Raw genomic sequence first — 13,455 nt, 5'->3', positions numbered from 1 at the left:
AGCATGAGTGACGAGCTGTTAAAGTACTACAACCGCGAACTAGCTTACTTACGCCACATGGGGGCTGAGTTTGCCGAGCGTTATCCCAAGGTGGCCGGCCGTTTGCGCATGAGCGAAGAAAATGTGGAAGACCCACATGTTTCTCGTTTACTCGAAGGAGTGTCGTTACTTACGGCACAGGTAAGACAAAAGCTTGATGACAGTTTTCCAGAGTTAACCGAAGCCTTGTTAGGGCAGCTATATCCCGATTACCACGCGCCAATTCCGTCGATGTCGGTAATCAAAATGAGCACCCAAAATGTTACTGACTATAGCTTAATGATCCCCAAAGGCACCGAGTTAGAAACTCAAGTGCCGGGTTACAAAAGTTGTCGTTTTAATACTTGCTACGATACCGAAATGTGGCCAGTAGAAGTTACTCAAGCGAGCTTTGAAGGCGCGCCTTTTAAAGCGCCACGCCCTAACTTTCAAAACAATGCTGCAGCGGTAATAAAACTGCGCTTAAGTTGTGAATTTGATGATGTGGCCTTTAGTGATGTGGGTGTGCAAAAAATGCGTTTCTACATTCACGGACAACCGCAGCTTAGTTACAAGCTTTATCAACTTATTTTCCAATCTAGTGTGGGATTGGCGTTTGCCTCTCCGGGCAGTTTACAAGCGAATCACTACTTGCAGGCTCGCCATATTAGTGCGGTGGGTTTTGCTGATGATGAAAAAGTGGTGCCTTATGAGCAGCGAACTTTTAATGGCTATCGCTTGCTAGTTGAGCACTTTATTTGCCCTGAAAAGTTCATGTTTTTTGAGCTACAAGATTTAGATCCTAGTTGGTTTGGTGACCAGGATGAGGTGGATTTATACATTTATCTTGATAGCGATTCAGACATATTGGCAAAGCAACTTACCGCCGATAATATTTTGCTGGGCTGTGTGCCAGTGATAAACCTATTTGAAGATGAGCTGGAGCCTTTACGTTTAGATCCCGCTCGTTTTGAGCACCGCTTAGTGCCTCGTTATCGAGATGCAGATATATCCGAAGTGGTTCGAGTGACCGAAGTTGAAGCCTTCGATCAACACGATAACAGTGTTGACGTGACGCCGTTTTACGGTAGCCAGTTACCGCATTACCCTCAAGCGGGTAATTTGTTCTGGACGCTACGACGTGAACTAAATAAATGGGCTGGTGGACACGACGAACCCGGTGTTGAAAGCTACTTAGCAGTGGTTGATGGTGACGCTAAAGCCTTAGATATCGAGCAGCATGAACAATGGTTGGTATCAGCTAAAGCATTATGCAGTAACCGTAATTTGCCAGCGCGCTTGCCTTTTGGTGGTGGACAGCCATCGATAGTGGTGCCAAGCCGTGCCGATTCGCTTAAGAATGTCCGTTGCTTATTGCCCTTTAGCGAGCCTATTCGCCCCGCTATGTTTGATGCTTCTCGTTGGCAGTTGGCTAGTCATCTAACCCTTAATCACTTTGCCCAGCCTAACGCGGTTAAGTTGCTACAAGAGCTATTACAGCTTTACGATTTTAAGCAATCACCACAAACCAAAGTATTGATTGAAGCTATCGCTAAGGTAAACATCGAGCGGGCGACAGCTCGGGTTGTGCAAAATGGCCGGGTGGGTTTTTGCCACGGTTCAGACATTATTTTGGAATTTGTTAATCAAGAGCTATCCGGTATTAACTTGTTCTTTTTTGGCAACGTATTGGCGCACTTTTTCGCTCAGTACACCACCATAAACAGCTTCACCCGTTTATCGATTAAACACTTGGGTGCCAGCAATGTATTACATCGTTGGCCCGCCATGGCTGGTGACAAGGAGCTGATATGAAGCTGTTTGACACCTTAAACAGTGGCAGCGAGCAAGACTTCCACCACAGCGTGGTTGCTATTCAAGCTGGCCGAGGTGCACAGCACAACGGTGTGGGTTCTGATACTTTACCCAAGAATGAGGCCTTACGTTTTAAAGTGCCGCAAAACTTAGGTTTTCCGGGTAAAGCCTTGGAGCGGGTAGAAGCGCCTGTTTCTGAAAATCAGCCTTATTCAGTGTTTGTTAACTTTTTTGGTTTAACTGGGCCAAGTGGTGTGATGCCCCGTCATTACAGTGAATGGGTAATGGATCGTTGCAAGCAGAAAGACGAGTCGATGCGAGACTTTCTGGATATTTTCCATCATCGCCTGATTTCTTTATATCACCGCGCTTGGGAAAAGTATCAGTTCCCTCTGCAGTATCAGCGTCAGCAGCAAACCAACAAGAAAGACCCTATTTCTAGTGCCTTGCACTCTTTATCTGGTACTTCAAATCATACCCAACAATACCTAGGTGGTTTGTTTGCTCAGTCTATTCGTAGTGCTCAAGGTTTAAAGCAAATTGTAGAGCTTATTTCAGGCTGCAAGGTTGTGATTAATGAGCACTTAGGGCAATGGCTATCGCTAAGCGATGAAGAGCAGACCAGCTTAGCGAGCAGGGTTAATCCAGAAGGGCAACATGCGCAACTAGGACGCAGTGCCACCATTGGCAGCAAGGTTTGGGATGTAGGGTCTGCTTTAGAAATTGAAATTCATGCAGCCAATGCACAAGGGGCTCAGCAACTTCTGCCGGGCAGTAAAACACTTTCATTATTACAAGAAACCGTCGCCGAATACTTGCCCGCGCACGTGCGTCCTCGTTGGAGCCTAATGGCCCGTTATCGAGATATGCCTAGTTCGCGTTTAGGTAAAACCGGTTTGGGCTTAGGTCAAGGTAGCGCGCTAACCATTAACAGTAAGCGAATGGACGAACAAACCAAAATCCCCATCGCGTAGTAGATTTTGTTTAAAGGATTATAGGAAATACAGATGTCGACAATGACTTTAAAATCAATGGTTGAGAAGCTATCGCCCACAGCCAAGCAGAGCCTAGAAGCGGCCGCTGCGCTGTCTAATAGCCGCAGTCATTTTAGTGTAGAGATCCAGCATTGGTTATTAGCGATGTGCGAAGGCCAAACCGAAGATCTTATGTTGGTGGCGGAGCATTTTGCGGTAGATATTGATGCATTAACTGCCGATCTAAATCGCAATCTAGAGCGGGCTAAAACCGGTAATCAGCAAACTCCTGGTTTATCGCCGCAAATTGTCAGTTTATTGAGCGCCGCGTGGATGGCCGCCACCATTGAATACAACGCAGACAATATCGCGCCTATCCACATTATTCATGCCTTGCTAAACGACGATACTCTTAGCTTTAGCACCATGCATTTCTTGAAGCAGTTAGAAAACATCGACCCAGCTCAGCTGGCGCATGTATGGCCGACGCTTAATCAAAATGCCGAAGCTGCAACTGCAAGCCAAGTTAAAGGCTCGGGCAAAACACCAAGTTTAGATCAGTTTACTATCGACCTTACCGAGCAAGCACGCTCTGGCAAGCTTGACCCAATACTTGGTCGCGACGAAGAAATTCGCCAGATGATCGACATTTTAACCCGTCGTCGCCAAAACAACCCGATACTTACTGGCGAAGCCGGTGTAGGTAAAACTGCAGTAGTTGAAGGTTTGGCGCAGCGTATTGCTGATAATGATGTGCCCGAATCACTGCAAAACGTAAAGATTCATGTTTTAGATTTAGCCTTGCTACAAGCTGGTGCGGGCATGAAAGGTGAGTTCGAAAATCGTCTTAAGTCAGTAATCAGTGAAGTGAAGAGCTCAGCTACACCTATTATTGTGTTTATCGACGAAGCGCATACCTTAATTGGTAGCGGCGGCCAAGCTGGCCAAAATGATGCAGCCAACCTGCTTAAACCCGCGCTGGCACGTGGTGAACTGCGCACTATTGCGGCGACTACTTGGGCCGAATACAAAAAATACTTTGAGAAAGATGCAGCGTTAACGCGTCGTTTCCAAGTGGTTAAAGTAGAAGAGCCAAGCGAAGAAAAAGCCATTGTGATGTTACGTGGCTTACTACCTGTGATGGAAAAGCACCATCGCGTATCAATTAGCGACCAAGCCTTGCAAGCCGCAGTACGTTTATCTAACCGCTACATTAATGCTCGCCAGTTACCCGACAAAGCCGTTGCTTTGCTTGATACCGCATGTGCCCGCGTGGCGATGAGCCAAGCTGCTACCCCTAGCCAAGTAGAGCGTTTACAGCGTAAACAACAACAGTTGGTTGCGCAAATCGAGCAATTGGAACGCGAGCAGTTAACGGGGTCTGAACATCAAGAATTGCTGCAGCAGCTCAATGTAGAACTGGCCGATACCCAAAGTGCCTTTGAACAAGCAGAAGCTACCTGGCGGGACGAGCAGGGTATGGTGCTTCAAGCTAAGCAACATGCCGATAGCATTCTCAATACCGAGGAAGAAACCGAAGAAAAAGCTCGAGAGCAGCTGGTAGAAATTAAAGCGAGCTTGGCAGAAGTTGCCCAACCAATGGTGTTTTTAGAAGTAGACGAAGTACTAGTCGCTGAAGTTATTGCCGATTGGACTGGTATACCACTGGGTCGCATGCAATCAGACGAAGTGGAAACCATATTAAGTTTGCCGCAAAAAATGGGCGAGCGAATTGTTGGTCAAGACCACGCACTAGAACTCATTAGTAAAGTGGTTCAAACCGCGCGTGCTCAGCTAAGTGATGAGCGCAAGCCAAACGGTGTGTTTTTACTAACCGGGCCAAGTGGTACTGGTAAAACAGAAACAGCCTTAACCCTAGCCGAGCAAGTATACGGCAGCGAAGATAACTTAACGGTTATCAATATGTCGGAATTCAAAGAGGAGCATAAGGTTTCTCTGTTGGTGGGTTCACCTCCTGGTTACGTAGGCTATGGTGAAGGTGGTGTTCTTACTGAAGCCGTGCGCCGCAAGCCATACAGTGTAGTGCTGCTAGACGAAATGGAAAAAGCCCATCCGGGCGTGCAAGACATTTTTTACCAAGTGTTTGATAAAGGCACCATCAAAGATGGCGAAGGTCGAGATATCGACTTTAAAAATACCATCATCATCATGACTTCTAACGTGGGTACCGAAACCACTACTGGTTTATTTGAAGATGAAGAAACTGCTCCTGATATCGAAGGGCTAAAACACGCTCTAAGTGATGATTTGCTCGCAGTATTTAAGCCTGCCTTTATTGGTCGCCTAAACCTCATCCCATTTGTGCCACTTAACCGCGACACGCTAAATCAAATTGTGCGTTTACAGCTGGGTAGAGTTGAGCAGCGATTTGCTCGAAATCACCAAGCAGAATTGAGTTTTTCTGAAGCTGTCATCGAACACCTAAACAGCCAGTCTCAAAATGCTGATGTTGGCGCAAGGGCAATTCAAAATAATATTCAAAATGAATTGTTGCCTGTGATCTCTAATAAGGTATTAGAAGCCATGTCTCAACGTCTTAATATAGAGAAAATTAGCGTAGATTTAGTTGAAGATACTTATTGTGTCGAAATGTTGTAATTAGTGTTTTCACTATTGATTAAAATATTTATAATGTACCACTTAATTGGGTTGTGATTGTTATTCAGTTTTCGATGTTTTTGACATTTATTAAATTGTTTTACGGTTTCGACTAATAAAATTGCGCGTGTTAAAACGCTGCATTAAAACTACCCATCAGGGTTATTTTTACTTAATTAGCTAAAGGAAATTAGCATGCAAGCGAATACTTATTTGAAGTACGGTGATATCAAGGGTGAAGCGACAGCTGAACAGTACAAAGACTTAATTACTCTTTTGTCTGTAGACTGGTCAGTAGCACGTGAAATCTCTTCACACACTGGTACTGCTCAAGATCGTGAAGCGAGTGCAACGCGTTTATGTGACATCAACATCACTAAAATGCAAGATAAAGCTTCTCCAGATCTTTTCAAAGAAGCCACTATTGGTAAGGGTAAGCCAGCGGTTTTCCACATTACTAAGCAAGGTGAGAAAATCGAAGAAATCATGAAAATTGAACTGACTGACGCAATGATTTCTAGCTACTCAGTATCAATTCAAGATGACCGCCCAGTTGAAAACATCACTATTTCTTACACAGAAATGATGATGACTGTTACACCTACCGATGACCAAAACAATGTTCAAGCTCCGCTTGTTTACGGTTACAGCGGTGTTAAAGGCCAACAAATGTAATTGGCTTTCTGCGGGGTAGTTAATCTATCCCGCTTATTTTTTTACTAGCGTGAACATGAAGCATATGGAAAAGGCAAGTCAAAGTAAGAATATCATTCAAATAGAAACACCATTGGGTAAAGATGTATTACATCTTACTCAGTTTGATATTCAGGAAGGTATATCTTCACCTTTCTCTATTAATGTTTATTGTTATACAAATGGACAGATAATATCTGAGTCCGACGTTATTGGAAAACCGGTTACCATTAATTTAGATTATCTAAAAGGTAAAGCCAGTGTTACCCGTTTTTTTAATGGCGTTGTTGCCAGTATTACTTCTCTAGGCAGTCGTGTTCCTAGTGAAGCAGAAGGCGAAAAATACCAAGATTACCAACTACAGATCGTGTCGAATTTACACTTTCTTAAGCAGCGAAGTAATTGCCGAATTTTTCAAAGCTTAAGCGCTGACGAAATCGTAAAAAAGATTTTTGCAGAACACGGCGTGCAAGTAAAAAGTGAACTTAAGGGCAGTTACCCAACTTTGGGTTACAAAGTTCAATACAACGAAAGTGACTTTGCCTTTGTGCATCGTTTGCTTGAAGAAGCAGGCATCTTTTACATTATTGAACACAGCAAGGCCAAGCACAGTGTTGTATTGGCTGATGCTTTGAGTGCCTACCGCGAAGCAGAAGAAAGCAAAGTAGCCTTTACCACCGGCTCATTGTCAGAATCTCACGTGTTCTCTTGGAGTGGTAACCTAAACATCACTCCGGGTATTGCGAGTAAAGGCGGTTACGACTTTATAAAACCAAGCGCAAAACCAAAGGGTGAACAGCAAAATACGGCGTTAACCAAACAACAGCAAAATGGCGAAGTGTTTGAGTATTATGCCGGTTCCGAATTTAACCCTGTTTTGCAAAATGCTGCCAACGTAGCTTTAGAAGCAATGCAGCGAGATGCCTTAGTGTGCCGAGGTGGCAGTACTTGCGCTACTTTTAGCGCTGGTCAGTACTTTGGTTTTAAATCACATGAAGATCCCGCTCAGGTAGGGAAAAGCTACTTAATAACTCAACTTAGTTTAAGTGTTGCCATTACCAGCCAAACTGGCGCAGCTAAAAACAGCGGCCAAGTGCTACACAATCAGTTCTCTTGCATCCCGGCTGACGTATTGTTCAGACCATCCCAAACCACGGCTCGGCCGGTGATTCATGGCGCCCAAACAGCCTTGGTGACGGGTGATCCGGGTGAAGAGATCCATGTAGATAAATATGGCCGTATTAAGGTGCTATTCCACTGGGATCGCGAAGGCAAAAGTGACAGCAACAGCTCGTGTTGGATTCGGGTTTCGCAAAACTGGGCAGGCAGCCGTTACGGCGCATTCTTCTTGCCAAGAGTGGGCCAAGAAGTACTGGTTAGCTTTTTAGAAGGCGACCCTGACCAACCGGTGATTACAGGCGCGCTATACAACGGCGACCAGATGCCACCTTATGGCTTACCCAGTAAGAAATCGCAGTCTGGAATAAAGACTCGCTCAACCAAAGGCGGTGGCGAGAGTAACTTTAACGAAATTCGTTTTGATGACGATGCTGGTAAAGAGCTGCTTTACATCCAGGCAGAGAAAGATCTGCAAACCGAAATCAAACAAAACCAAACTGAAAAAATTGGTAAAGACCTCAGCATTGACGTTGCCGAAAACCAGTCTGAGAAAGTAGGTAAGAACCTAGTAATAGATGTTGGCAAAAATATCGATTTAGTGGCTGGCAGCAAAATCACCATTAAAGCGGGTGGCGCTTCTATCACCCTTTCAAGTGGCGGCAATATTGATATCAAAGGTACCTCGGTATCGATTAACGGCACCTCTATCGCGCTTAAAGCGCCAGCTATTTCACTGAACTAAGGGACATAATGGGTAAGCCAGTAGCAATGCTTGGGTCATTTCACGTATGTCCTAAAGTGCAAAATAAAGTACCGCATGTTGGTGGCCCAGTGGTTGGCGGCAACGGTACGGTAACCGCTGGCGGAATGCCGGTTGCTTGCGTGGGCGATAAGTTGGTGTGCATTGGACCGCCAGATACGATTAAGTCGGGTTCCTCTTCGGTTACGGTTGGTGGTAAAGCAGTTGCGCGATTAGGCGATTCAACCGCCCATGGCGGCAAAATTGTAGTAGGTAACCCTACGGTGTTAATAGGCTAGGCATGAACTTGCAGCTAGACATTGAGGCCCTGCAGCTTGGTGAATACAGCGATTCAAACGCTATTTTCGGTTTAAGCGATGATGAGATTGCTGCAAGCGTAAGCATTAAGGGCGAGCAGGCCCTACGTCACTACAGCTTTAATGAAGTAGAACGAGCCAAGCTAGCCAAGCTGAAAGTCGATGCTGATGCGGTGTTTGTATTGCTGCCAGAAGCGCCTTTAGAACAAGCAAAAAGCCAAGTTTATCAAGATACCTTGGCATTAGTGCCTCAGTTAGCGCAAAGCAAAAAAGTGTATTTATTTCCCTATGGTCGCTGCGCCATGCAATTAGCGCTGCGCCAAGCGCTTAAGTTATTTAATCAGCAGTTGGCAGGCTCAATTCAAGTGCTGGCTTATCATCAAGATGAGCGTTTAGCTGCAACGCAAGCTCTCGAGCAAACCGCTAGCATTGCTAGTGAGTGTTTCATCGCTGCTCGGTTACAGCCGGCTAAGCGTGGTTTTGCTGTGCCTTGGGCCAGCTATGAGGTGCAAACCTCAGATAAAAGCATAGCTGCAACAGTGGCGGCGTTAATCCAACGTTATCGTGGCCAGTGCGGACAAGAGTTAACTCAGTGCTATATGCCAAGTGCCTTAAGCAGTGAGTTAATGGATGGCTGGTTAGCGGCTTTTCAATGTTTTGAAAATAGCGTTGGTTCGCGCAGCCAAGTGATATTTGCTGACGCCAGAGTCGGGGACTTAGCGGCCTGTACTGGCTTGTTTAATTTGTGTCATTTATTTACTCACTATCAGCAGCAAAAACATGCTGGTTTGAGTTTTCAATTGGATATTTCTGATCAGACTTACCGCAGTGCAATGATGCTCGCGTGGGTCGCCTAGTGGTGTAAAACAGCAGTATGGATGGAACCCAAAAAGAAGTAGTCACTGGAATTGACGGCTTTGCTTATGACTTTTTTACTGGCAAACGTAACGTGGGCAACAAGCCTGCCTTTAGTGATGCCCAAAAAGCAGCAGCATTTTTAGCTAACTTTGCAGGTGCTGCTGATAGCAACGGCAAAGGTTTACGCCGTTTATACCGTTTGGTCACTACTACGCCGGCTGGCGATCCGCATCAGAAATTAATTACCGCGTTAACGAATGGTGAGGTGTGGTTTCAGCGCCAAGCTGAAAAAGCTATTCCTCAACATTCTCCAGCTTCGAGGCCCTCTTGGAGTTCATCCGTCCCAAATGAACCCAAAGCTCCAGGAGGGCGCTCGAAGACCCAACAGCAAGGTAAAAACCAAAATAGCAGTGATGACGTCACTCAAGCTGTTGACCATCCCGATATTCAAACTTGCGGTGATCCCATTGTAATGAGCAGCGGTGAAGAAGTGCTGCAATTAGACGATGTGTGCTTGCAAGGTCATCGTGAGTTAGTTTGGCAGCGCACTTATCGCTCAAGTCTTTCGCATCAAGATGTGGGTTTAGGTTTAGGCTGGCGAAGTAATTTTCACTACAGTTTGGAACAGTTACAGGGTGAGCAAGCGGGTTGGTTGTTTACCGATGCACTAGGGCATCAGCAGCATTTTCCTTATGTGGTCGTTGGTGCTAAAAGTAGCCAGGTTAAATCGGGCATGGTGTTGCAACATCAGCTTGAAAACATTGTTATTAGCAGTGCCAATGGCAAAACTTTGCAGTTTTCTAAACAGCAAGAGCAGTGGCTGCTTACTAAAATAAGTGATGGTGTCGATACGCATTATCGACTTAGCTACTCCGTTGCTCCTCGCTTAACCCAGATTGAAATCAACCATAGCCAACAACTTTTCCTGCGTTATGATCTAGAAGGTCGGCTGGTTGAATTACTCAGCTCTAAAGCCGAAACAGCGCAAAGCTATGCAAGTTATACCTATGATGAACAGGGGCATTTAAGCACTGCGACCAACCGTTTGGGTCAGCAAGAACAGTATCGTTACCAGCAAGGTTTATTGATTCAACGAACCCGCGCTTCGGGGTTTTCTCATTACTTTTCTTGGGATGGCCGTGAGCAAAACGCGCGTTGTATCGAACAATGGGGCGATAACGAGCATTATCACTATAGATTTGAGTATGAGCTAGAGCAAGGCCTTAGCCGCAGTTTTGATAGTTACGGAAACTGTTGGACTTACTGGCATAACGCACAAGGTCAAATCCTTAAAAAGATTTCGCCCGACGGTGCTTGTTGGTTATTTGAATACGACGAACTACAACGCAAAATCAGTGAAACAGACCCAAATGGCGCGACAACTCGTTACCATTACAATGCGCACGGCCAGTTAGACGCTGAGCTAGCGCCAAATCAAAATCTTACTCGTTATAGCTATAATCGCTTGGGTTTTGTTACACAAGTCGACTATGCCGATGGCTCATCGCTTAAGCGTGAGTACAACAGCCTTGGTTTGTTAACTTCCGAAGTTGATGTACAAGGTGTGGTCACCGAATACCGCTACGACGCGCAAAGCCGCTTAGTGAGTAAAACTGCTAGTAACCAGCCCAATCAACAATTTTGGTGGAATGAGCAAGGCTTGTTGAGCGCCAAGCAAGTGGGTGATGCGTTAATTCGCTATAGCTATAACGCCATTGGTGAGTGCAATGGCGAAGTAGATGGAAAGGGCTGGGTTGGTCAATACAAACGCGATGAGCGTGGCAATATTGTTGAGGTCTTGTCTTATCATCAGGATTCGCCAGAGCAATGTCAGCGTAGGGCCTATGGCTATGATGAAGCAGGGCGAGTGACTAAAGTGACCGACTCGCTAGGGCGAAGTACAAGCTACGAATATCAAGGCTTGTCGCAGCCAGCTAAACAGATTAACCCCGACGGCTCATGGTTAGCTTTTTGTTACGATAAAGAGCGTAACCTTACCGCCATTACCCGCAGTGACGAGCAGGTTTATCAACTGGAATATGACAGTTGTGAACGTATTAGCAAAACCATTGGTTTTGATGGCCGCGAGCAGCATTACCAATACAACCTAGCGGGTCAGCTTACTCAAGTTGCCGAAAATAGTGAGCGGCTGATTCAGCTAAAACGCAATTCTCTAGGTCAGGTAACCGAGCAGCGCAGCACCGCTAATGGCATTACCCTGATTAACGATTTTGCTTATGACTTACAAGGTAAGTTGAGCCAAGCCAACAATGCTGCGCGCAAACTACGTTTTAGCTACTTCGCTAATGGCCAGTTGCAAGAAAACTGGCAAGACAATTGGCAATCTATTTATCAATTGAATTCACAAGGATTGCGCAGCCACACTCAGCTTCCCGACGGCAATGCCTTAACTTATCACTACGATGAACAAGGGCGTTTATCTGCGATATGGTTTAACCAGCAGCCTGTGATAAGTCGCAGCTTTAACACAGCTGGTGAAGAAGTAAGCCGCGAGCTAAGCAAGCGCCACCAACTGTATCATCACTATGATGCACAAGGCCGTTTGTTAAGCCAGCAATGGCAGTTAGAGCAACCTGAACAAGCGCCAAGCTGTATTGAGCGTCATTATCGTTTTGATGCGGGTGACCAACTTTTAGGCGTGAGTGATAGCGAGCTGGGAGTTAATAACTACAGCTATGATGCACTTAGCCAACTCACCAAGGCTACTAGCCACAATGCTAATAACCAGCAATTTGAGCTGGATAGTTTTGCCAACCCCAAACAAGCCGACATGTTAGGTGACAAGCTGCTAGGTGATGAGCAGTGTAGCTACCGTTATGACCGCTACGGTAACCAAGTACTCGCCAGCCAAAGTAAGGTGCGTCAGCAACGCGTATTTAACGGCTTAAACCAATTGGTTAGGCTTAGCCAAGGCCGTGATAACACCGTTTACCACTACGATGCTTTAGGCCGTCGCAGCTGCAAAATTACTGCCCAAGGGCAAACCGATTATTTATGGGAAGGTAATCAACTAATTGGTGAGCATAGCCAAGGCCAATTTACCTGGTATGTCTACGAGCCCAATAGCCATCGCCCCATAGCGATGATTAAACAGGGTCAGATTTATCATTACCATCTGGACCATATCGGTACCCCAATTCGCTTAAGCGACGAGCAAGGCAAGATAGTATGGCAAGCCCATTACCAAGCCTATGGTTCGATAGAGCAGCTAAGCGTTAAGCAAATAGACAACCCACTGCGCTTTCAGGGCCAATACTTTGATGAAGAAAGCGGTCTTCACTATAACTTTCACCGCTACTACTGCCCGCAGCAGGGCAGGTACATACAACAAGACCCAATTGAATTACTCGGTGGCTTAAATCTTTATCAATACACCCCAAGCCCGACAAATTGGGTAGACCCTTTAGGTTTAGCCTGTAAAGAGGGTAATAAAAAAATTGGCCGAGTACGGAAGCCTAGCAAACCTTACGCGCCAGGTGAAAGCCCCTTAGCTAAAGCAGGCCAAGCAATACTTGATGGCTTAGGTGCGCTAGAAATAGAAGCCCTAAATGAAGTATTAGATGATGCGCTCGATGTTGCCGTTGAACATGGCGCTCAATACCCAGAGGGTAGTTTCGGTAGAGTTGCCACTGGTATTGCTTATGCAAGTTTAGCCGCAGTGATGCCTACTAGTGCTTTAGATGTAGTACCCGGCGGTAAGGCCGCTAAATTGCGTAAAGCGGCTAAAGTCGTTGATACTGGTGGTGATGCAGCGCAAGTAACCAGTAAAACAAGAAAGGCTAGGCGACCAAGAGACATTGCTCATCGGCCAGCCGATAGCCGCTCACCGGATTCATTTGCCGATGAATTTAGTTCACTCAACCACCAAAAAGCGGCGGCGGGTGAGCATAATGCTCATGCCTTGCTAACCGAAAAGGGTTATAAGCCTTTAGGCAACACTGATGGTACATATACGCCGGGTAAGCAGGGCATAGATGGTATTTACCAACACCCCAACCCACCACCAGATTTTGTTATCATCGAAGCCAAGTACGGTAAGTCGAGTTTAGGTAAAACCAGTGATGGTAAACAAATGAATGATAAGTGGGTGAATGATAAACGCTTGGATAATGCAGGGATGACGAGAAAGCAGCGGCGTAAAGTTTTAAGTAGCTTGCGAGATGGTGATGGTAAGGTAGAAAAACTGTTAATTCGCAACAAAGCAGATGGCTCATTGGTTGTTAAAAAATTAGATGCTGATGCAAAGATTGCAAGTAGTGGATTAGAGTTGAATTTTTAAGGA

At 45.7% G+C, this 13,455-nt stretch carries 8 protein-coding genes; all 8 read left to right on the top strand.

Features of this window, described 5'->3' with window-relative positions:
• Positions 1–3: 3 nt before the first annotated feature.
• The gene (gene tssF, locus K5L93_RS09150) at positions 4–1,833 is read left to right on the top strand and encodes a type VI secretion system baseplate subunit TssF (RefSeq protein WP_220719460.1); all 1,830 of its coding nucleotides are present in this window, start codon (positions 4–6) and stop codon (positions 1,831–1,833) included.
• Complete coding sequence (gene tssG, locus K5L93_RS09145) at positions 1,830–2,807, top strand: type VI secretion system baseplate subunit TssG (protein WP_016399936.1); 978 nt, start codon at positions 1,830–1,832, stop codon at positions 2,805–2,807. The genes tssF and tssG overlap by 4 nt, the downstream gene beginning before the upstream one ends.
• Before the next feature lie 33 nt (positions 2,808–2,840).
• Positions 2,841–5,426, top strand: coding sequence for a type VI secretion system ATPase TssH (gene tssH, locus K5L93_RS09140; RefSeq protein ID WP_220719458.1), 2,586 nt, complete (start codon positions 2,841–2,843; stop codon positions 5,424–5,426).
• Positions 5,427–5,621: 195 nt separating this feature from the next.
• Positions 5,622–6,101 (top strand): Hcp family type VI secretion system effector, encoded by a 480-nt coding sequence (locus tag K5L93_RS09135; RefSeq protein WP_016399934.1) that lies wholly within the window; start codon positions 5,622–5,624, stop codon positions 6,099–6,101.
• A gap of 64 nt (positions 6,102–6,165) precedes the next feature.
• Positions 6,166–7,980, top strand: coding sequence for a type VI secretion system tip protein TssI/VgrG (tssI, locus tag K5L93_RS09130; RefSeq protein WP_220719456.1), 1,815 nt, complete (start codon positions 6,166–6,168; stop codon positions 7,978–7,980).
• 8 nt (positions 7,981–7,988) lie between these two features.
• Positions 7,989–8,276: a PAAR domain-containing protein gene (locus K5L93_RS09125; RefSeq protein WP_016399932.1), complete on the top strand. Its 288-nt coding sequence runs from the start codon at positions 7,989–7,991 to the stop codon at positions 8,274–8,276.
• Between the two features lie 2 nt (positions 8,277–8,278).
• A complete protein-coding gene (locus tag K5L93_RS09120) occupies positions 8,279–9,151 on the top strand; it encodes a hypothetical protein (protein ID WP_220719454.1) in 873 nt (290 codons plus the stop codon).
• A 17-nt stretch (positions 9,152–9,168) separates the two neighbouring features.
• Positions 9,169–13,452 (top strand): RHS repeat-associated core domain-containing protein, encoded by a 4,284-nt coding sequence (locus K5L93_RS09115; protein WP_220719452.1) that lies wholly within the window; start codon positions 9,169–9,171, stop codon positions 13,450–13,452.
• The last annotated feature ends 3 nt before the right edge of the window (positions 13,453–13,455 follow it).

Origin of the sequence: Agarivorans litoreus (genome assembly GCF_019649015.1) — a bacterium.
Lineage (GTDB): Bacteria > Pseudomonadota > Gammaproteobacteria > Enterobacterales > Celerinatantimonadaceae > Agarivorans > Agarivorans litoreus.
Note: the sequence above shows the minus strand (reverse complement) of the source record. Positions and strands in the feature narration are given on the sequence as shown.

Coding starts and splice junctions, on each gene's coding strand:
- K5L93_RS09115 (WP_220719452.1), top strand. CDS start 9,169: ATGGATGGAACCCAAAAAGAAGTAGTCACTGGAATTGACGGCTTTGCT.
- tssF (WP_220719460.1), top strand. CDS start 4: ATGAGTGACGAGCTGTTAAAGTACTACAACCGCGAACTAGCTTACTTA.
- tssI (WP_220719456.1), top strand. CDS start 6,166: ATGGAAAAGGCAAGTCAAAGTAAGAATATCATTCAAATAGAAACACCA.
- K5L93_RS09125 (WP_016399932.1), top strand. CDS start 7,989: ATGGGTAAGCCAGTAGCAATGCTTGGGTCATTTCACGTATGTCCTAAA.
- K5L93_RS09120 (WP_220719454.1), top strand. CDS start 8,279: ATGAACTTGCAGCTAGACATTGAGGCCCTGCAGCTTGGTGAATACAGC.
- tssH (WP_220719458.1), top strand. CDS start 2,841: ATGTCGACAATGACTTTAAAATCAATGGTTGAGAAGCTATCGCCCACA.
- K5L93_RS09135 (WP_016399934.1), top strand. CDS start 5,622: ATGCAAGCGAATACTTATTTGAAGTACGGTGATATCAAGGGTGAAGCG.
- tssG (WP_016399936.1), top strand. CDS start 1,830: ATGAAGCTGTTTGACACCTTAAACAGTGGCAGCGAGCAAGACTTCCAC.